Consider the following 21,506-nt stretch of genomic DNA (forward strand, 5'->3'; position numbering starts at 1 on the left):
GAGATATGATCATCTGATTACTTCTAATTTATGAATTTTTTAAATTAATTTTATAAATAGGTTATAAACGGTCATATTATGTCACTCTAAATTTATATATTTATATAGTAAATAAAAAAATTAATGTGAGGTAATTAAATGAAAAAAATATTTATAATTTGTGTGACTATGCTTTTTATTTTAGCTGCTTGTGGAAATAAAGCAGATCGCATGAGTAATAAGAAAGAAGTATCATTTGGAGAAATGATGAATAGTCGTACAAAATGGTTTTTTGTAGTAAGTGGGTCAGAGGATTCTATTGGTAAAGATAATTTAGTCCAAACAATTATAAAATCTCATAATGGGGAAATTACTACATATAATTTAAATAATACGCCTTTATTTGATGATGGAACAATGAATGATATTACTCTAGGTAAGATTAGTAAAATGTCTGATAAAGAAATAGAAAAAGCAGCTGAGAAGGGACATAAAAGAACTATTAATAATCAAGGAATATATTCTCTGGCTTTATCTAAATATTTAAAAGGAGAAAATGTTTCTGACAGTGATGCTATAACTGAAGATTATAAGTTTGTAACTAAAAAGGAAAGAATTGGAAAACATACTATAGACGGTGATACTACTGAGTTCTCTCAAAATGATTACGATAAGAGTATGAAATATGTTAAAGAGGCTCAAAAAGAAGCAGATGATATATTTGAAAAAACAACTAAGCCTTATAAATTGAATATCAGAGTAACATCAGATGGTTCAGGAAATGAAACTACAAAAGAAGAATTTAATATTGGCACATTTGGTTATAGCTCATTTAATTTTTTCCAAAGTACTGGTGCACGTAGCAAACAAGATGTATTAGATTTATTAAGTGGAAATTATACGCCAGTTCATGATAGTTATGAATCATATAGTGGAGGAGGAGTTAAAAAAATATACGACACAAATTTTGCTTATATGGATAGTACTGAAAGTTCTGGAGATAAGTTAGTTACTAAAGTTGGAGATAAAGTAGAATCGGTCAAAAATGACAAGCCAAACACTAAATATGTCAAAGAGAAAAATGATTAAGATTACTTATAACTTTAATTTTTAATAAAAACAAGGGATTGATTAAATGATAAGAAATTATTTTTCTACACCAAAAATGCCACTATTTTTTTTCTATACTCCTTATACACTTGTATATATAGTCAAATTTATATTTATGGCACAAAACGATATAACAAGTTGGCTTGACTGGCTATGGAATATAGTAATATTTTTACTTGGTAGTTATACTTATGCTTGGTTAAGTTCGTATATATTAGATACAAAAGAAAATAGACTAATACGTTTCTTTTTTGCGAAAAGTGTTATATTTAGAAAAGACTTTGGAACTCTTGCTAAAATGTCATTTGATACTCATCGCCAGACAAATCGTACTTTAAAGTTTAAAACTGAGGGGGATAGAGTGCGTTTTCGTGAATCTTTTGAAACATATATTAAAGGAGCTTTTTTCAGTTTTATAATAGTTGTTGTTGTTAAGTTTATTTTAGCATGGGTACTTCATCCAATATTTTGGGTTTCAATTATTATCCATCCAATTATTATGAAAAAATATCGTCAGAAAATATCAGAACAATTGGCAAGTGAATAGTGTAAAAAGAGATGGGAGCAAATCATATTTGTGGTTGCTCCCATCTCTTTTTATATACTCGTTATATCAACATTTCTGATGATATTAAACTCAGTTTCAATTAAATCTTCATCAAATAATCTATTAGACTGATTCTTTATAATTTCATCATTAAAATTTCTTACAAATCTTGCATTACTGTTGATCTTTTGTGTTTTAAATACGGATTTAAGTTTATCCTCATAAACTTTTTCATTAAAATCATATTCATTCAGTAATTTTTTACCAATTAAACATAATTCATAAATAGTATAGTCATCAAATATAATTTCATTTTTTATTCTAGATTCTAACCCGGGATTTATACTCATTAGTTCATCCATTTCTTTAGGATAACCAGCGAATATTATCATAATGTTCCCTCTATTATCCTCCATAAATTTTAAAATGGTTTCAATAGCTTCCACACCGTAGTCATTTTCTGATTTGCTATACAGTGTATATGCTTCATCGATAAATAAAACGCCGCCTAATGCGGATTTCAAAACTTTTTCGGTTTTGATGGCTGTTTGCCCAATAAAACCAGCAACTAAATCTTGCCTTGTGACCTCTACAAGCAAATCTTTTTTTATTACGTTCTTTTGGTATAAAATTTTTGCTATTAGTCTAGCAACGGTTGTTTTACCAGTTCCTGGATTTCCTTTGTAAATAGAATGTAAAGAATTATCTCCAACTTTAATTCCTTTTTTCTTTTTAACTTCATTTACAACATGAACATTGATAAAGTCTTTCGCTTGTTTTTTTGCGTTTGACAAACCAATTAAATCATTTAATTGGTTCATTGGATCAGGAATACTTACTTTTTGGGGTGATTTTTTTTCTATTACTTTTTTAATTTCTTGATCCTCGCTTTTAGTTTTTTTTGTTGGTTCTTCATCATTAAATAGTTTTTTAATATGTATTTCTTTATTTGAATTTATTGAAGAATTTTTATCTTGAAGAAATACATTGAAATCATTTGGAATATTATATTTGTTAATCGTAACCCTAGAGTTTAATAAATAAAGATTTGTAGTACTTAAATTCGAAATTACTTCTTCAATTTTTCCATTAGAGTAATGGAATCTAAAATACATCTCTTCATTAAATTTATTATTTAAATTTAACTTTTCAATAATTGTTGTAGAGTTGTTTGTAGTTGCAAGACTCGAAGTTTTAAGAACATTTGCTTCTAGATATGCTTTTTTGCCCATTCCAATTTTTGTTACTTCAGAATTATTAATTTTAGCTTGTCCACTGAAAGATATTTCGAGTAGATAAATATCTTTTGAATCAGAGGGGTCGTTGTAATCAAAATATGAATTATCCAAATAAAGCAAGGAATTGTTAATTAGAAATGCTGAAGCAGTACTATCAGAGAGTAAATTTGTATACGCGATAACTTCAGAATGCTTTATATTTATTTCGGAATTTTCTTTTATACTCCATTGATATTTAAAATAATTATTGTACAACTTGCAATTAAATATATTCCATTTACTATTAATCGAAAGAGTTCCTCCATAAATAGTGCTATTTTCTATTTCAACCATTCCATTAGTGCAATATGGACAAAGTGTAATGGAGTTTTTAATGATTAAATTACCACCATTATTAAAAATTGCTGTTTTATGAAATTTACTAAACATTTTATAAAAAGAAATATCATCAAGCTCTAAAGATCCTTGATCAATATCAAAAACTATATGTTTTTCTTGCGAATTTAGAGTGACATTCGATATGGATAAATTTCCTTTAATTAGAAATCTAAATCCACTTAAAGATTTCTTTTCGCTATCGATGCTTGTGATTTTTATATCCATACCTTTTGGTATTTCAAAAAGTGACATTGCCTCTTTATTATGATTGATATTGTCAATTAATATTGTATCTCCATACTGTGCATTTGTTATGGCATGAGTAAGTGTTGATTTTAGAAAGCCGTCGCCTACTTTAATTATTCTTCCCATTTTTCTGTCTCCTTGTAATAAGTTGAAAATTTTAATTAGTATTATTATATTGATTAAAAATTTCTTTCATTCTATCTAAAAAACTATCCACATATGTTTGGGGTGCAAGTATTTGTGCGAGTGACGCATGTTGATAGGCGATATAATAAGCATCTAATTTAGTACAAGCAATTTCAAAAATAAGCCAATCACACCCATTTTCTACAAACTTTGCTTCTTCATTATTTAATGCACGAATATTTTTGACGTTGTATATTTGTTTGAGTTCGTTACTTATTCCTTTTTGAACTCTAAATTTGACTAATTCTTTTGATTCAGACTTTTTCTTTGAAATTTGTTTTGTTATATGAAGGTCAGTTATATTACGAACTTTTATTTCATAAAAAGTATTGTTTTCTTCATAAGTTAACCAATAGTCATAGTTCATATATATTAAAGAATGTGGTGTTACAAACATATGCTTTTCTATATCTTTATTTTTGAACTCAATCATGTTTCCAGTTGCTATTGCTTTTTGTAAAATCATTAGTTCTTGACCAGGAAAAATATTGTCATATGCTTTTTCACGTATAGAAAAATGATTCAAAACGCTTTTCAAAGTCTTTATATTTTCAGTCTTACTATTTGATATAAGCTGTTCAAATAATTCATAAATACTTCTATGTAATTTAGGAGTTAAACTTTTTATACTTAACAACAGACCTAATGTGGCATAACCATCGCTAGTAAAAGTATTATTTTCTAGATAATAAAATGCATTATTATTGTTATCTTTCAACTTTATTTCAGTATTAACACCACCCCACGGAGAATCAAAATCTTCAAAAAATTCATTAATAACATCTATATCTCTTCTTAATGTTCTAACGCTCACTTGTGTTTTACGTAGCAATTTAGCGCGATTTATAGTCTCTCCATTAATCATTAATGAAAAAATATATAAAAGACGATTTTCTTTTTTCAAATTTATCTCACCTCGAAATATATCTTATGATATTAAAAGGTCATTTTATGACCGTTTAAAATGTTTAACTAAATACATAAATGATATATATTATGAAAATTTAATATCATAAGATATTTGAAAATAAAGTCAGAGGAGAGAATATAAATGAATGAAAATTTGTGGAACGAATTTGAAAATTTTTGGGATAAAAGTGAAATAAAAATAAAAGCTGAAGAATATCAATATTTGTATGACCATCCAGAAAATGTAAAAAATTTTTCTTGGATAAATAAAAAGGATAAATTAAATGAAAAATCGAAAGCAATTCATTGGGGAATTCCTAATCATGTTTTAGGAGATATAGGAAAAGCAAAGGTGATTGTTGGATTACTTAATCCTGGAACTCATATGAAAAGTCAAGCATCAGAGAAATGTGATACAGTAGGTGAATATATTAAAGAAGAAGTAAAAATAGAACAAAATAGTTCAAGGAAAGTACACTTTGATTCCAAAGAGGTTTATCAAGGTGATTTAAATGATAAAGAAAAGTTGCACACATTTTATTATGATCACATTTTATCTAAAGAGAATGTTATTTCGAAAGAATTGAAAACTTTATACAAAATGTATAAAGCAGATAGAAAGAATTTAGAATATTATTTAGAGAATAATGATGCGAATAAAAAAGATAATAATGAATCAAAAAAAGTGAGTACATATAAAGATTTTAGTTTAGTTGCATATTATTTAGCAAAGTATTATTCAAAAGTTTTTAGTGGATCAGAATCAAAATATAAGATTGCTATTAAACATTATCTCTCGATTTTTGACAAAATAAATAAGGCTAAATCGCTTGGGTATCAATCTGAAAAAGAATTTGAAAAGGCGCTTTATGATATTAAAATTTCTAATATTGAATTCATCCCTTACCGATCATTTGATAGTAATTCGCTAAAAAAAATAGAGAATCTAGAAAGTAGTAACTTGAGTGCAAAAATTCTTATTAAAAAAATCTTAGATGACAAAGAAACAATTGTTATTTTGAGAAGTATTGATAAATGGGAAACTTTATTCAAAAGTATTTGTGATAAAGAAGGTATTAACTTTAAAAAAGATGTTGCGCCATCAATATATGTATTTAAAGGGCAAAGTGGCGCGATATCTGAGAATAACATAGCTCCTTATAAATCTGGAAATAACGGAAATATTAATAGTATTGAGAAAGTGATTTGTGAAATACATGATATTATAAGATTAAAAGATTTTGAAGCGTATTTAGATGATATTATTGCTAAATATAGTCAATAAATGGGGGATTACAATGTTTAAGCTAGTCGTTACTGATATGGATGGGACGTTTTTAAATTCAGAGAGTAGTTTCAATCGTGAGAAGTTTCAAAGTTTACTATCGGAGTTAAAGGATAAGGGTATTCGCTTTGCTTTTTGCACGGGAAAGCAAAATGAACGCGTGGATGCGATTGTGGGAGATTTGACGCAAGATGTGTTTATCATTGGGGATAGCGCATCTCGAATTAAAATCAATGATATGAATATTTATGCGAAGACATTTAGTAATCAACTTGGCCTACAGTTAATCAAGCGCATTAAGCACATTGATAAGCATTTAGTAATGATTGTTTGTACTGAAGATATGGCTTATGCGGAAAATCATATTTCTGAAAAAGAGAGACACATGGTTCTAGGTTCATATGAGAAAGTAACTTTTGTGGAAGATTTAAATACGATAGATCAAGATATGCTGAAAATTACGATTTTTGACATACAAGGTCAGTGCTTTGAACATGTTAAAAGTTTAAACAAATATGAGGATGATCTCTATATCGTTGCTGCAGAAGAGAATTGGATAGACATTACACACAAAGATGTCGATAAAGGAAAAACGATTCGCTTTCTACAACAATTATTAAATATCAGTAGCGAACAAACCATTGTATTTGGCGATGGCCTAAACGATATCCCTTTATTTGAAAATGCACGATATAAAGTTGCAATGGACAATGCTTATCCAGAACTAAAACGTAAAGCGAATTTGATCTCGATTGATAACGATAGAGACGGCGTCATCGAAACTTTGAATACGTTACTTGGCAATGAAGATAAGTAATTACTTTATGGCGAATTATTTTAAAAGAATATTGAAATAGCTGAATATAAAAGTAATAATGCCATGATGATATTAAAAGAAGTTTGATGTTTGTTTAACCAGTCATTAAATACACTACCGGCAAATGCCCAAACTAAGAGACAAGCCCAACCTATGAATACACTGATCATTAAATAGATTAGAATTGATGTTGAACCAGTGACTGACGGTATGATAAACGCACCAATCAACGTAATAAAAAATAATAATGACTTCATGTTTAATACTTGAAGAATAAAACCACTTTTAAAGCTGTGATAGGCATTGGAAGTGGTTCCTTTATTAGTAGAAGTTAAAATTTTATAAGCTAGATAAATTAAATACACAAATCCTAAGAATTTAAGGGGTGTCTCGATATAAGTAATCCACTGGCTAAATAGAAGTATGGCAATGTAGGACACTAAGCCTAGAAAAGCAAATCCAGAAAGAATACCTGTTATAAAAGACTTACCGCCACGTAATCCATATATTCTTGTCGTGTTCATCATAAATAAATTGCTTGGACCAGGTGTGATTGAAGTTACAAAGACATAGATTAAGAAAGAAAACACATTAGTCGCCTACCTTTTCTGTGCTATTATAGTAAGGATATGTATATAAGTAAAATTAATGTTAATAATAGATGAATTAATATAAGTAATACATAGGGAGGTTACATCATGGAAATGAGACAAGTAAAAATTATTAAGACGTTATTAGAAACAGGGAGCTATACTAAGACGGCTGAATTACTGAATTACACGCAATCCAATGTGACTCAGCAAGTTCAACTATTAGAAAAAACGTTAAACCAAAAGTTGTTTGATTATAATCATAAACAATTACTTTCGACATCATTTCTAAAGGATATCCTACCGATGATTAATCAAATTTATGATGCATCGCAACGGATTAAACAAGTGTCTGAGCATAATAATTTGATGCGTACGATAAGAATAGCAGCACCTGAATCATTAATGCTGACGGGGTTGAGTGAAGCGATTAAAAATATCATTCATCACTATCCTCATATCGATATTAATCTTCAAAATAATAGTTGCAGTATGAATCATCAAAAATTACTTGAGGATGAAGTAGATATAGCTTTCGTCTTAAATGACGGCGTACATCATGACAAATTAAATGCCACATTGATTTGTGAAGAGGATATTGTCGTCGTTGCGCATGCATAGGCGCCAGACCATTTTGATGAATTGTTAAAGCAGAAGCAATACAATCATTTTGTGATTAATGAAAAAGGATCAGTATATCGAAACATGTTTGAACAAATTGTGCGAGATTACCAATTAGATATCCATAAAACAACAGAGTTATGGAGTATTGGCGTCATTAAATCATTGTTATTAGATAATATTGGATTTTCATTTTTACCTTACCGTACAGTGAAACAGGAGGTAAGATCTCAACAATTAAAAGTCATCGAAACAGCATTTTCTATCAAAACGTTAGGGTCATATATACTGACAAAACCCTATCTTTGGAACAAAGATATAAATCAACTTATTATTGATGAGGTAGTTAAAGCACAAGGTGAAGGAGACGTTGTCTGATCAAGTATATGACTAGTTAAAAAGTAAGACCTTATCATCATTCAATACGTAGAGAACGTATCATAAATAAAACTGAAAAATAGTAAATAGTTACATAAATATACTCCATAAAGTTAGGTTTTAACCCATCTTTAAGGAGTATATTTGAATCGACATGTAGTTTTAAAGCAATTTCTGAGTAAATATAAACGATGATAAAGTAGTTAAGTATCTTTGTTATTTAGCTTTTTTTACATAAACGGCAGAAATTAGTGATACTAAACCAAATATGATAAATGCAATGAACATCCATATTGCGCCGTTCATAGTTAAGCCAGAGTTAGTATATAGTAACTCTTTTAAAGTATTTACATAGTGATAGAATGGGCTCCATGGTAAAATCCAATCTTGATAGAATTTTGGCAACATGACTTTAGGCAACATCACTGCTTGAATTGTGAAGAACAGATATATAATAAATATTGGAATAGCACCAAAGCCTATCCATACCATTAATCCTAGTATGAGTAGTGCAAATCCTAATATTGCAATTGCTATGAATAATGCTGTATCTAATGGGTGATTAAAATCAAAGTTCAATACTCCACCTGTGTAGTAGACATAGACAAATGCACCAGCGAAAGCAGCTATTGTTACTGATAAGATAACCTTACTTGTAAACCATAATTTATCTTTATGTGATGTTAATTTTTCTCTGTTTTTAAAGGTAAAGAATGATAGCACTGCGGTAATCATTGCTGCAAACCATATTGGTGTAAACATTGCTGAAGCACCATTTCCATTACCTTGGTGATCTTTAACTTCATTTAAAGTTGTTGTTTTAACTTCGACAGGATTCACAAATTGATTAAATTGCTTACTTGGTAAATCTATTTGATTTTTTGCTAATAACCCAACATTTTGCTTACTTATCTGATGATTAAGATTCTCTGTAATTTTACTTAATGCTTGTTGAGCAATGTTTGATACTTGAGCATGACTACCTTGATTAATGATGGTTTCTATGTGAGCTTGTTTTGGCTTTGGTATTTCTTGATCACCATTACCCATTTTTTCTTGCATTGCTTTAACTTGTTGTGATGACAGTTCACCAGATTTGATTTTTTCTTTAACCTCATGTTGTTTTTCAGTCATAATTTTACTTTGAGCATGACTAATTGCATGTTTAGAGAAATCTTTTTCAAAGACGATAGCGCCAATATATTTATTATCTTTTAGTCCTTGCTCAAGTTCATTTCTATTTTTTACGGTCTCCCACTTCAACGTCTTATTATCACTTTTCTTGAAATTATCTGCTAGATTCTTACCAATGTTAGTTGAATTACCTTGAACTTCAACACCCTTATCTTCATTTAGTATAGCTATTGGTATATTTTTAGGTTTCGGATTATATGCAGGATAAAAAGCAGTTGCTAAAATCATTAGAATTAATACGATTGCAATAGGGATGAACCAAACTAATTTCTTTTTCAATAAAATCTCCTCCTCATTTAACAACATCGTGTTGTTTATCATTCTATTTGTTATTATAATAGGCAGATAAGGAGATTCAATAATCAATAACGTCAAATGTGAATGTTAAACAACAATATAAGACAGAGTGTTGTCGTTATTTAATATATAGGGAGTGAGTTTATGGATCGTAGAGTAAAACGAACGATTACAAGTATTGAGAAGGGCTTTATTCAACTTTTAAAAAAATATAGTTTAGAAGAAATAACAATTCAACAGATTGCGGATGAAGCGGATATTAACCGTGCTACATTTTATAAATATTATATGGATAAATATGACTTATTAAGTCACTTAGAAGATAAAGAAATTGAACGTATGAAAGCAAATATTGATTATGATAGATTAGCTAATCAACAAATTAATGAGTTTAGTGATTTAAATAAGATTATCAATAATGTACCAAATAGCATCATTAAAATTGTTTTAAATAATATTGAATTATATGAAGTATTATTTAATCTAAAAAGGCAAAGTAAATTAGAAGAAAAATTATCAGATACGATTTCACAAAACTTATTAATTGCTTTAAATAATAAAATGACCATCAATCATATACCTTTTAGATATTTTCACAGTTACATTTCTGGAGCTATCATAACTACAATTAAATATTGGGTATTAGATTCAGAAAGAATTCCAGAAGAAGAAATCATGCATCATCTATATACACTCATGAGCACAGGTCCATTAGAACAATTAGTCATAGAACTATCAAAAAAATCTTAGGATTGTTTGTGCTTTTGGCAACATTTTTTATTCTTTTGTTACTAAACATACAGATTGATGGTTTTTGATTATTGTATAACAGGTTACTCGTAAATATTATTAGACACACAGGGGGAATGTAACATGTCTAATAATGTGTCAAATAACAAAACAAATAAAGAAAGTAAAAAAGTATTAATTGTAGGTTTAGGAATTAGTGGTATTTCTTCAGCAATAGCTTTAAAAAAGCAGGATGGGATCCTGTCATCATTGAGAAAGCCTCAGAACGGCGTAAAGGTGGCTATTTCTTGGCGCTATTTGGACTTGGTAGATCTGCTGCTCAAGATTTAGGAGCACTTCAATTCTTACATGATAGACGTAGTTCTACTTCTGTTAATTTCTCAATAGATAGAAATGGTATAACAGGTTATACGCTTGGATTTGCTGATATTCCGAGATCTTTTGCTCCATGGATGATGTTGCGTGGCGATATTGAGAACGCTGTCTATAAAGCGTTGCCAAATGATATCGAAATATTATTTGATACAGTGCCAGATACTATTTGGCAAAATTCATCTGAAGTAAGGGTGACTACTAAAAATCTTAAAACTAATATGAAATCTGAAAGTTCTTATGATCTTGTTATAGGTGCTGATGGGGTATTTTCTAAAGTAAGAGAATTAGCATTTGGTCCACATGAACAATATATTAAAGAATTAGATTATATGATTTGTGCGTATCAACTAACTGAAAACTCACCTGATTTAAAAATAGATCAAGGCGTTATTTTGCACGAAGTTAATAAATCATTTACTATATTTACGTTTAAAGATCATCCAGCAACCATATTATTTACGTATAAAGCTGATAATCCACAAGCGGAAAGAAAAAAAGATCCACGTGAAAGAATTAGAGAAGTATTTGGTAAACCTTATGGTAAATATATGGAATTTGCGTTGGAGCAATTAGATCAAGCTGATAACATCATATTTAGCACAACTGACCAAGTAAAAATGCCATCATGGCATCGAGGTCGTGTCATACTAGTCGGTGACTCAGCATGGTGTCCAACACTCTATTCAGGAATGGGCGCAACATTAGGACTTGGTGGTGCTAATCTATTAGGAAAAGCATTACAAAAATATCCAGATAATATAGAGTATGCGTTAAATGAATGGGAAAGTATATTAAGACCAAAAGTTGAACAATTTCAAAAACAAGGTGCGACAACAGGCAGAAGAAATTTTGTATCTAAAAATGAAAAAGAAGTACAAAAAAGAGAGAACAGTATTAAATTAAGAAGAACATTAATGAAAAGTAATCTGTTTGGTAATTTATTAAAGTATACACCATCCATAAAAGCGCGTAATGCAGATCTCTCAAAAGAACTTTAGTATTTTATATAAGGATGAAAAACTTAAATAGCGAAGCAATTTACAATGGTAAATACGCTTTGCAATTTTTGTTTTTTATATCAGAAATTAATTCCAAAAGCTATTTCATTTTAATAGGTCGAGTAATTATTGTAATAAAAACAGCATCATTAATCAGAGGGTTTATTAAGTAGTTGCAGCCTACATTTAACCAACTAACAAACAAATTCATATCAATATTTTTAAATTTATCGCTTGCCATAGAGTTAACTCCATAGTTTATAGTGAGATTATTAAATTTAGGGAGTTGAAATAATGGAAACTTTAAAAAATAGAAAATGACGTTGAAATTCCAGTGTTAGGCTTTGGTGTGTATCAAATTCCTCAAGAAGAAACTAAAGAAGCGGTTGAAAATGCAATTAAAGTTGGCTATAGACATATTGATACTGCGCAAAGTTATCAAAATGAAACAGAAGTTGGAGAAGGTATCAAAGCTTCTGGTATTGATAGAAAAGAACTATTTATTACGACAAAAGTTTGGATAGAAAATGTGAATTATGAAGATACACTAAAATCGGTAGAACGTTCACTTCAAAGACTTGATATGGATTATATCGATTTAGTACTTATTCATCAACCTTACAATAAAGTAAAAAGGCAGGGAACTAATGTGAGTATTGCATCACATTAGTTTCCTGCCTTTAATTTTAATGGTTATTATTCTACATCTTCATCATCATTACCAATACCATCATGAGCTGTTGACATACCTGGTCCACCGACGTCGCCTCTAGGGTTATTTGGATTATATCCAATACCTTCTTGTTCCGCTTTAGATAAATGATCTAGTTCTTGTTGACTCATCTTATATCCTTGATGTTCTATAGATGTTGCAGTGCCTGAATTTGGTTGGGCTACACTTCCTTGTTGTGTTTGTGTTGCGTTAGTATTTGATACTACTCCAGTAGATGCGCTTTGAGCGTTGGTAGTTTGTTCAGTAGTATCGTTCCCATTTGATTCATTGATGTTTGTTTGCATCGTTTCATCCTCTTGTTTTTCTTCTTTTTTCTGTTCTTTTTTAGATTTATTATCATTGTTCTGATTTTTATTTGCACTATGTGCTTTTGTATTAGCGTTAGTTAAGATATCTTTACCAAAGCTCACTCCGAATACAACTAGCCCAATTAGAATAACGGATAGAATTGAAATAATTAATATGTTAATAATTTTTTGCATATAATACTCCTTATTTTGAAAATAATAAATTAATTTTACCTTTTAATTAAATATTTGACTACTGTAATTAAATAATATTTCAATATAGCAACGCCTATTAATTATATATTATAAATATTTGTAAATTCTTTAAAAACAAATAGTATTTTGATGAAAAATAAATTAAAATATTTGTATTAATAATAATCAAAAATAAGGAGTGCAACTAAATGGAATGTTTAGCTTGTGGTGGTAATGTCAATCGTGATGATAAATTCTGCCAGCATTGTGGTCATGATTTAATGACTGATAACTTGAAAGCCATGGACCAAGAGGACATCTTAACGTCTTTAACGTGTCCTACTTGTCATCAAAAGGTAGATGAGAGTGACAAGTTCTGTACGCATTGTGGCTATGATTTAACACATACGGATAATCAGACAATGCAAGGGGCTTATATTCATAACAATCAACAAGTCGAAATGACAGAAAATATGAATTTAGCATATGAGGCAAAGAATTTATTTAATAATACAACGAAATCAATTGGTAGAATCGCCGGTAATGAAGAAGTGTTGAGTTTAAATTTAAAAGACATGTTTTCAGAAGTATTCAAATCTCATGCTAAGCATGAATCTGATGACATTTTTATTGCTGGTACGAGAAATACGACACCACACATTAAAGATGTATCACAAGAATGGGCTAAGCCATGGGTCTTTTCACGTGTGTTTTTAGCTTTAGGTATCACTTTTATGGTCTTATTAATTTTAGTTAATACATTTGCGAATACGAATGCGTTACCTGGATTGATCTTTATAGGTGCACTCATTGTTCCTATTTCAGGTCTGATATTTTTCTATGAATCTAATGCGTTTCAGAATATTAGTTTCTTTGAAGTATTGAAAATGTTTTTCATAGGTGGGGTGTTCTCGCTACTAAGTACGATTATTTTGTATCATTTTGTCTCTTTTAGTGATGAATTAGAAACTTATGGAATCATGACGATTACTGACGCGTTCTTAATAGGATTAGTTGAAGAACTTGGTAAAGCCATTATAGTTATCTTATTTATTAACTATCTTAAAACAAACAAGATACTAAATGGTCTATTGATTGGTGCTTCTATAGGCGCAGGTTTTGCTGTATTTGAAACAGCAGGATATATCTTGAATTATGGGATTTTGAGTACTGGTACACCAGATTTAACTGAGATTATGGATATTACTATTTTAAGAGGTTGGTCAGCAATTGGTGGTCATTTAGTATGGGCGGCTATCATTGGTGCGGCAGCAGTTATTGTTAAAGATGCGCGTCATTTTACCTGGGCTAATATTTTAGATAAACGTTTTCTATTTTTCTTTTTTGTATCTGTAATTCTCCATTGTATTTGGGACACTGATATAACAGTTTTAGGTAGTAGTAATTTGAAAATGATTTTCCTAATCATTATTGCATGGATTTTTGTATTTATATTAATGAAATCTGGACTTAATCAAGTAAACCAAATTCAAAATGATTATCTAGAAATGGAAGGAAGATAGTGCTAAATGAGATACTGTACAAATTGTGGACACAAAATCAATGACAATCAATCATTTTGTAATAACTGTGGGACTAAGCTACATGATGCTCAAAGCAATCAACAAAGCAATCAACAAAGTGATCAACCGAACAACCAACATGACAATCAATCAAGTAATCAACGAAATAATCAACATAGCCATCAACCAAATAACCAATACAGTAATCACAATAGAATTGCCAGAAATAGAGAAGTAAATGATCGATACGCATATCATTATCAAGATAATAGCCAAAATAAGCGTTCTGGGTTTGGAAACGTGTTATTAGCCATACTTGCAGTCGTTATTTTAGGTTTACTCGTATATGGGCTTTATTTTGCTTATCATCAATTAACTGGTCATAACAGTTCTGATGATACGACACAAAGTCAAAGTTCAGATACTTCAGATAGTAGTTCTGAAGGAGCGCAAATTGATATTTTTAGTGATGCATTTGACCAAGCCTATACGAAAGCACCTTCTAAAGACGGCTATGCAGAAATATACAACGGTATGAGTCGCTCAGGTGTTGAAACGAAATACGGACAATCGAATGGCACAGTCTATTTACAAGGTAGTACATATGAAAAGTATGGAGATATAGCTGTTTTATATGATGAACACGATGATGTGAGCCAAGTCATTATCACACCAAGTAATATAACGGAAGACGACTACATTGAACATTACGGTGAACCTGACGATAGAGAAGGCAATACGCTCATTTATGATACTTACAAAGATAATGATTTTAGTGTCTTAGTAACAATTAAAGATGGCATGGTATTAGCTATAGAGAATGTCGATCAATTACCAAGTAATAATTCAGATGATAGCGATAGTGATGAAGTATCAAGTACAAGTGAAGCAAGAGCCATTGCGAATGATGTGTTAGATAGTAGTGATTGGATACACTCAGTCGATGCAGGTGAATTCAGTTATAGAGTTAATTATGGTAAAGAAAATGAAGATAAAGCCCATCGAGCAATTATAGTAGAGAAAAGTGATGGTAGCACATCTGAATGGGATGGCGAAGAGTGGGATTATTAGGACAATATAAAAAATTAAGGGGATAGGTAGATGAAAGAAAATATTCAAAAACGATTAGTCAAAACGACAATTAAGACATTCATTGCTTGCCAAGGCATGATTGCGGTAGGCATGCTTACACATACTCTAGGTGATAATCAGCAGAAAGCTTTTGCGGCTGAGAATAAAATAAATAATCAACTAGCGACGTCAAAAGACTCAGTTCAACAAAATCAAACGAATAGTAAAGTTCAAAATAACATTAATAAGACTACTGGCAGTCTAAATAATGTTAAAAATAAGCAACAAACATATACAAATGTAAATGCAACACAACAAAAACAGCATATACCATTAACTAAGTCAGATGTGGGGACTTCAAAACAATCAATCATTCCTAAGAGTGATGCACCACAAGTCAACACTTCAAAAATACAAAAAAGCACTAGTAATTTACAATCAACAAAGGTAACAACCGCACCTACTAAGGAAATAAATAACAAAAAATTAGTTAAGCAAGAACAATTAAATACTGCATCAAATAATACTAAAAATGTAAACACACCAATCAAATACAATAGTAATGCAAACAAATCACTTCAGAACATCGTTGCACCAAAAGCGACGACACCACAAATTAAAGTGAATAGAAAATATACAGTTTCATCTAATGCTACAAGTGATCAAGAAAAAGAAATTAGAAGAATTAAAAAATATAATGATGAACGAATGAGTTATATACAGGGAAATAGCACTTACAAATATGGACATGGCGATACTACGTATCAAGGTATATTAGGAATAGAAACAGATAAAGTAACATATAAACCGGGTGAAACAGTAAGAATATATACGGAACATAATAAAGATTTTGTTAAACCAATCTACAATGAAGCTAAACTTTTTTCTCATCGATTAGGTGGTTGGAATGGAATGGACCCGCCTTATTATTTTGATAGAACAGCTTACATAGGACGTACAACTCGATTCTACAAGAAACCTAATGGCAACTGGGAATCATTAATTGAAATTAAATTACCAGATAAAATGGTGGATGAGGCATTTGATTTAGATATCAATTGTTGGAATGATAATTATGATAGTAACTCTGAGAGTAACTTCAATCATATTGTAATTAAAGTAATCAATGATAGTACAGCAGATCCGTTAGGTGGTTATGATGGTTCAGCATTTGATGCTTCATCAACACGTAAAGCAGACTATGATGATCCAAAAGTGGTGAACATTAACTTAGATAAGAAAGTGTATAATCCAAATGATATTGTGACGCTTACGGCTGAGATTGAAGAGGAAAGTGATTTGATGTTTGCAAGTGCGGATATGTCTACAGTTGAACCATATGGCTATGAAAGAGGAACACACCAATACATTCCAATGCAGTTTACACATTCTACAAGAACATTGACGCTACTGGACAATGGTAACTGGCAAGTTAAATTCCAGTTTAAACTTCCGGATTATATTAAGACAGGTGTTGTGAACATAAATCAAATATTAGCTGCTGATAAATATGGTAATGAAATGAGATATAATCCTGTGTTCGCTAACAACGAACTAAATGGTCAATTTAAAGTTGAAAGAACAGAGAATGTACAATCATTTTCAGCAGATCCTGTTGCAGACTTTTCAACGGAAATAAGAGGTAAAGCTACTTCAGGAATGACGATGTATGCTTATGTGAATGGTAAAAAGATAGGGCAAGCGCCAGTAGTAGATGGCAAATATTTTATGAAAATACCTAAACAATTGGCGAATAGCAAAATTCAACTTTACACAGTTAATAAATATAAAAATAAAAGTAAAATCATAACAATAACAGTGTTAGATAAGACAGCACCTAAAAAGCCAACAGTCAGCAAGATGGCGCCAAGAACGATTTCTGGCAAAGGTGAAAAAGGGTCAATCGTTTATATTTACAAAGGTTCTACTAAATTAGGAAGTGCTACTGTTAATTCTAAAGGAACATATGCGATTAACATTAGACCACAGAAAAAAGGAACAGCACTTGTTATGTATGCCAAAGATAAAGCGAATAATAAGAGTGCTTCTTTAAAGTTAAAAGTAAAATAAATCAAAAATGAAACAACGATGCATTGTGAACTTCACGAAAACATATTACGATTGTAGTAACAAAACTTTCAAAAGGGGCGCTATCTTTGGAAGAAATTAATTTGTTAGAAGATAAACAATTGGCGAATAAGCTAGCTATATATTCTTATATTAGCTTTGTCGTTTTTGGTATCATTTTTTATATTATTATGAAGTTTTCGGATGCACCTAAATTTTTTGATTCTTTGTTAGTTAATGCATTATTCGTGATTATTCTTATTGTACTAATGTTTGTTATTCATGAGTGTATTCACGGCGTATGTTTCAAACTATTTTCTCCTAAGAATAAAGTCTACTTCGGTGCAGCTAACGGTATGATTTATTGTGCGATACCAGGCGGGACGTTTACACCGCTCACATTTTTAATTAGTAGTATCGCACCGTTTGTCATTATCACAATGCTATTTATAGTGACGTTATTTTTAGGGTGGTTTCCACGGGGGCTCTTTTTCTTCTTCGCCACATTTCATGCAGGATGTTGCGCTGGTGATTTCTATTGGGTTTGGAAAATGATTAAAGCTCCGAAAGATGCAACCATTGAAACAACGGATAAAGGCATTATTATCCATTCATAATTAAGATATGTTTAATAAATTTTTTAAAAGCATCCAACATCAAATGACCTGTTGGGTGCTTTTAGTTTTATAATACCAACGCTATATCATCTAACTGCTTGCCAATGACTACCAAATATAAAGGGACGTCTGATTTAAATTGAACGGGTGTTAATTCCATCTCTCCTTCAGCATACTGAACTAGATGTATCAATTCATGATCTGTAAAACGAACAAATCCTTTCACACGGTAAACTTGTTGTGGGAGTTGGGTTAATCTTTCAATTAACGCTGCTTTCGTTTGTGAGAGAGGTGGTTCTATTAACTGATGATTGATTGCGTGATGGAGCGTACCACTTTGTTTAACATCCAAATGTTTCACGTTTAACAATGTATTTAAAGATAATTCGCCCCATTGTCCTACTTGTATATTTGCCTCTCCATTAATAACCTCCAGGTGTCTTAATAGACGAGCAATCTGTTCGACATCAGCGATATCAATCTTATTCACAAATAATGTAGAACAATGACTTAACTGTTCATAGAATAACGCTTGAATATCTCTAGGGTATGTTTCCAATTGCGCATATAGTTTCGTATCAATAATACCAAGCATGCTTCTTATTGTAGTGATTGGTGCTAAGACAGGTGTCAAACAGGCATCGACAACAGCCAATAGTTCTGCCACACCACTGCATTCAATGAATACTAGATCTGGTTGATGTGCTAAATATAATTCGTGTAGTTGTTGAGATACGTCGGACTTCATAGCGCAGCAAATGCAGCCTTCCACAATTTCGCTTATAGGGATAGCGGGATGGATGAGTTGACTATCGACGCTCATTTTTCCAAATTCATTTATAATTAATGCGGTTTTTAAATTATGATCCAAGGCGTCTGTAATCAGATGATTTAATGTCGTTGTCTTGCCACTGCCTAAGAAACCCCCAACAATAATAATCTCCATAATAAACTCCTAACTATGAATGAGACGAGTGATGTCATTCATGATTTTAAATAACGATTATGATAAAGGAAATAGATCCAAGTTTTTAAATCGTAATAGTTACTATTTGAAAAGTATATCGAAACATATAATCATTTTCAAAATAAAATGAATAGATAAAGATAGATTAAACCTATTTCTATTGTCAGAGTTTTAAGATTTTAAAAATTAGCATTGACAATTACACCATTTAATGTGAATAATAAAACGTAACGATTTTGATTTAGGAGATGTGTACATGTTTAAGAAGAGTATTATTTTATTATTCGTGGCTGTTTTAACGTTATCACTTGCAGCATGTGGCAAAGGCGATAGTGAAAAGTCATCTGATCATAAAGGTAAATTAGAAGTTAAGACGACAGTTTATCCATTAAAATCATTTGCACAACAAATCGGTGGTAAATATGTTGATGTTGAATCAGTTTATCCAAACGGAGTAGACCCACATACATATGACCCAAGTCAAAAACAAATGGTTGATATCGGCAAATCAGATTTATTCGTATACACAGGTGACAATTTAGACCCTGTAGCTAAGAAGATTGCCAAAGCAATTAATGACAAAGATAAAACATTATCTTTAGAAGCAGCATTAGACAAAAATAGTGACTTATTAAAAGGTGAAGAACACGAACATGAGCATGAACATGGTGAAGAACATGACCATGATCATGGCGAAGAGCACGAACATCATCACCATGGTAAATATGACCCACATATTTGGTTAGATCCTGTCATTAGCCAAAAATTTGCTAAAGAAATTAAAGATGAATTAGTTAAGAAAGATAGTGAACATAAAGATTACTATGAAGATAACTATAAAAAATTAGTTAAAGACTTAAAAGGCATCGATAAAGATATGAAACAAGCAGTTAAAGGTAATGAAGGTAAAACAGTTTATATCTCACATGATTCTATCGGTTACTTAGCAGATAGATACAATTTCAAACAAGAAGGTATTCAAAATATGAATGCTGAAGAACCTAGCCAAAAAGATTTAACAAACATTGTTAAACAAATTAAAGAAGATAAAGTCAAATATATCTTAGCTGAAGAAAATGTATCGAACAAAGTTGCAGAGACAGTGAGAAAAGAAACAAATGCAGAAACAATCAAATTCTACAATATGGGCTCACATACGAAACAACAAGATGACGATAAAAATACGTATCAATCATTTATGAAAGAGAACGTTAAAGCGATTGAAAAAGCCCTTAAAAATGAATAATATGATTTAAAATACAAGGTGACAGACCTTCGTGTATAGATCTCATGACAAGCGTCATGAGGTCTTTTTAAATAAATTAGAAAACTTCTTTTGACAGAAGAAAATATCTCTGATACTTTAAAGTAGAACGACTATTATATTTTTAAATGAGTGATAATGATGTCGAAGAAGAAAAAAGATTTATTAGAAGTTGCCGAGCGACTGTTTTATGAATATGGATTCAATGGTGTAGGTTTAAAGCAAATTATACAGGAAGCCAACGTGGCAACGATGACTTTATATAATCATTTTGAATCAAAAGAGCATCTTGTTGAAGAAGTATTAAAACAGCGGGAAGAACGCTATTGGGAGTATTTAGATAGTTATGTAAGTAATCATCCAGAACAACCCTTTATTAGTGCGGTCAAAGCACATTGTAAATGGTTGAAAGATTACTCATATATGGGTGATTTATTTCTACGTGCGATAGAAGATTATGCAGATACAGATAATAACATTGAAGAAATCGCAAGAGGACATAAAAAGCGATTATTAGAATATTTAGAACAACTAGCTATCAGTAGTGGATTGAAGAATGCGCATGATCTTGCGAGTCGATATACGTTGCTTATGGAAGGAGCGACGTCAATGACGACACTTATCGGTGTTGAAGAAGCATCTAGTCATGCCTTATATATCGCACAGTTGTTTATAGAGGAAGCTGTCGCAGAGTAAATCTGCAACAATACATCGAGTGTGGGACAAAATTTCTACAATTCATTTCGTTATCGCCTAGCTTGTAGAATTTCTTGATGAAATTCTCTTTGCTGGTGACCCCGCCCGCAAGGATGACAATAACTGAAAAAAGCTTGATTTAAGCGCATATTCAGTTCAGTCAGCTACTGCGAATTTGCAAAATAGCA

General features: G+C 30.8%; 21 protein-coding genes and 1 pseudogene. 16 read left to right on the forward strand and 6 right to left on the reverse strand.

Features of this window, described 5'->3' with window-relative positions; all coding sequences use genetic code 11:
- Nucleotides 1-138: 138 nt before the first annotated feature.
- Nucleotides 139-1,068, forward strand: a complete 930-nt coding sequence (locus tag KA828_RS07865) for a hypothetical protein (RefSeq protein ID WP_210125980.1) — start codon at nt 139-141, stop codon at nt 1,066-1,068.
- A 46-nt stretch (nt 1,069-1,114) separates the two neighbouring features.
- Entirely contained in the window at nt 1,115-1,636 is a 522-nt protein-coding gene (locus KA828_RS07870) for a hypothetical protein (RefSeq protein ID WP_107629400.1), read from the forward strand.
- A gap of 50 nt (nt 1,637-1,686) precedes the next feature.
- On the opposite strand, the gene KA828_RS07875 is transcribed toward KA828_RS07870, so the two are convergent.
- Nucleotides 1,687-3,624 (reverse strand): AAA family ATPase, encoded by a 1,938-nt coding sequence (locus KA828_RS07875; RefSeq protein WP_210125981.1) that lies wholly within the window; start codon nt 3,622-3,624, stop codon nt 1,687-1,689.
- 31 nt (nt 3,625-3,655) lie between these two features.
- The gene (locus KA828_RS07880; RefSeq protein WP_107629398.1) at nt 3,656-4,588 is read right to left on the reverse strand and encodes a helix-turn-helix transcriptional regulator; all 933 of its coding nucleotides are present in this window, start codon (nt 4,586-4,588) and stop codon (nt 3,656-3,658) included.
- Between the two features lie 147 nt (nt 4,589-4,735).
- On the opposite strand from KA828_RS07880, the gene KA828_RS07885 reads away from it, so the two are divergent.
- Together KA828_RS07885 and KA828_RS07890 are read left to right on the forward strand one after the other, a co-directional pair.
- Complete coding sequence (locus tag KA828_RS07885) at nt 4,736-5,878, forward strand: hypothetical protein (RefSeq protein WP_210125982.1); 1,143 nt, start codon at nt 4,736-4,738, stop codon at nt 5,876-5,878.
- A gap of 13 nt (nt 5,879-5,891) precedes the next feature.
- Nucleotides 5,892-6,695 (forward strand): Cof-type HAD-IIB family hydrolase, encoded by an 804-nt coding sequence (locus KA828_RS07890; RefSeq protein WP_210125983.1) that lies wholly within the window; start codon nt 5,892-5,894, stop codon nt 6,693-6,695.
- Nucleotides 6,696-6,715: 20 nt separating this feature from the next.
- On the opposite strand, the gene KA828_RS07895 is transcribed toward KA828_RS07890, so the two are convergent.
- Nucleotides 6,716-7,285, reverse strand: coding sequence for a LysE family translocator (locus tag KA828_RS07895; RefSeq protein WP_053030208.1), 570 nt, complete (start codon nt 7,283-7,285; stop codon nt 6,716-6,718).
- 108 nt (nt 7,286-7,393) lie between these two features.
- Between KA828_RS07895 and KA828_RS07900 the strand changes: the two genes are divergently transcribed.
- Together KA828_RS07900 and KA828_RS07905 are read left to right on the forward strand one after the other, a co-directional pair.
- The gene (locus KA828_RS07900) at nt 7,394-7,906 is read left to right on the forward strand and encodes a LysR family transcriptional regulator (RefSeq protein ID WP_210125984.1); all 513 of its coding nucleotides are present in this window, start codon (nt 7,394-7,396) and stop codon (nt 7,904-7,906) included.
- Between the two features lie 51 nt (nt 7,907-7,957).
- The gene (locus tag KA828_RS07905) at nt 7,958-8,284 is read left to right on the forward strand and encodes a type 2 periplasmic-binding domain-containing protein (protein WP_210125985.1); all 327 of its coding nucleotides are present in this window, start codon (nt 7,958-7,960) and stop codon (nt 8,282-8,284) included.
- A 216-nt stretch (nt 8,285-8,500) separates the two neighbouring features.
- On the opposite strand, the gene KA828_RS07910 is transcribed toward KA828_RS07905, so the two are convergent.
- Nucleotides 8,501-9,757, reverse strand: coding sequence for a YhgE/Pip domain-containing protein (locus KA828_RS07910; protein WP_210125986.1), 1,257 nt, complete (start codon nt 9,755-9,757; stop codon nt 8,501-8,503).
- 162 nt (nt 9,758-9,919) lie between these two features.
- Here KA828_RS07910 and KA828_RS07915 point away from each other — a divergent pair, with 162 nt between their 5' ends.
- From KA828_RS07915 to KA828_RS07930, 4 genes and pseudogenes are all read left to right on the forward strand, one after another.
- Nucleotides 9,920-10,525 carry a TetR/AcrR family transcriptional regulator gene (locus tag KA828_RS07915; RefSeq protein ID WP_210125987.1) on the forward strand — a complete coding sequence of 202 codons (606 nt, stop codon included), beginning with the start codon at nt 9,920-9,922 and terminating at the stop codon, nt 10,523-10,525.
- A 123-nt stretch (nt 10,526-10,648) separates the two neighbouring features.
- Nucleotides 10,649-10,855 carry a hypothetical protein gene (locus KA828_RS07920; protein WP_210125988.1) on the forward strand — a complete coding sequence of 69 codons (207 nt, stop codon included), beginning with the start codon at nt 10,649-10,651 and terminating at the stop codon, nt 10,853-10,855.
- The gene (locus tag KA828_RS07925; RefSeq protein ID WP_210125989.1) at nt 10,813-11,898 is read left to right on the forward strand and encodes an FAD-dependent monooxygenase; all 1,086 of its coding nucleotides are present in this window, start codon (nt 10,813-10,815) and stop codon (nt 11,896-11,898) included. The genes KA828_RS07920 and KA828_RS07925 overlap by 43 nt, the downstream gene beginning before the upstream one ends.
- A gap of 310 nt (nt 11,899-12,208) precedes the next feature.
- Nucleotides 12,209-12,529 (forward strand): annotated as a pseudogene (locus tag KA828_RS07930) (aldo/keto reductase); the annotation flags it as partial.
- 65 nt (nt 12,530-12,594) lie between these two features.
- Here the strand turns inward: KA828_RS07930 and KA828_RS07935 are convergent.
- Nucleotides 12,595-13,113, reverse strand: coding sequence for a hypothetical protein (locus KA828_RS07935; protein ID WP_210125990.1), 519 nt, complete (start codon nt 13,111-13,113; stop codon nt 12,595-12,597).
- Nucleotides 13,114-13,322: 209 nt separating this feature from the next.
- On the opposite strand from KA828_RS07935, the gene KA828_RS07940 reads away from it, so the two are divergent.
- From KA828_RS07940 to KA828_RS07955, 4 genes are all read left to right on the forward strand, one after another.
- Complete coding sequence (locus KA828_RS07940) at nt 13,323-14,636, forward strand: PrsW family glutamic-type intramembrane protease (protein ID WP_107629389.1); 1,314 nt, start codon at nt 13,323-13,325, stop codon at nt 14,634-14,636.
- Between the two features lie 6 nt (nt 14,637-14,642).
- A complete protein-coding gene (locus KA828_RS07945; protein ID WP_210125991.1) occupies nt 14,643-15,707 on the forward strand; it encodes a zinc ribbon domain-containing protein in 1,065 nt (354 codons plus the stop codon).
- A gap of 30 nt (nt 15,708-15,737) precedes the next feature.
- Nucleotides 15,738-17,777 (forward strand): Ig-like domain-containing protein, encoded by a 2,040-nt coding sequence (locus KA828_RS07950; protein ID WP_210125992.1) that lies wholly within the window; start codon nt 15,738-15,740, stop codon nt 17,775-17,777.
- Between the two features lie 86 nt (nt 17,778-17,863).
- The gene (locus KA828_RS07955) at nt 17,864-18,391 is read left to right on the forward strand and encodes a DUF3267 domain-containing protein (protein WP_053030197.1); all 528 of its coding nucleotides are present in this window, start codon (nt 17,864-17,866) and stop codon (nt 18,389-18,391) included.
- Nucleotides 18,392-18,458: 67 nt separating this feature from the next.
- On the opposite strand, the gene KA828_RS07960 is transcribed toward KA828_RS07955, so the two are convergent.
- On the reverse strand, nt 18,459-19,337 hold the full coding sequence (locus KA828_RS07960) for a CobW family GTP-binding protein (protein ID WP_210125993.1): 879 nt from the start codon (nt 19,335-19,337) through the stop codon (nt 18,459-18,461).
- Between the two features lie 277 nt (nt 19,338-19,614).
- Here KA828_RS07960 and KA828_RS07965 point away from each other — a divergent pair, with 277 nt between their 5' ends.
- Nucleotides 19,615-20,604, forward strand: coding sequence for a metal ABC transporter solute-binding protein, Zn/Mn family (locus KA828_RS07965; RefSeq protein ID WP_210125994.1), 990 nt, complete (start codon nt 19,615-19,617; stop codon nt 20,602-20,604).
- A gap of 159 nt (nt 20,605-20,763) precedes the next feature.
- The gene (locus tag KA828_RS07970) at nt 20,764-21,318 is read left to right on the forward strand and encodes a TetR/AcrR family transcriptional regulator (RefSeq protein ID WP_107629383.1); all 555 of its coding nucleotides are present in this window, start codon (nt 20,764-20,766) and stop codon (nt 21,316-21,318) included.
- Nucleotides 21,319-21,506 lie beyond the last annotated feature (188 nt).

The organism is Staphylococcus sp. GDY8P85P (assembly GCF_017892405.1).
GTDB lineage: Bacteria > Bacillota > Bacilli > Staphylococcales > Staphylococcaceae > Staphylococcus > Staphylococcus borealis.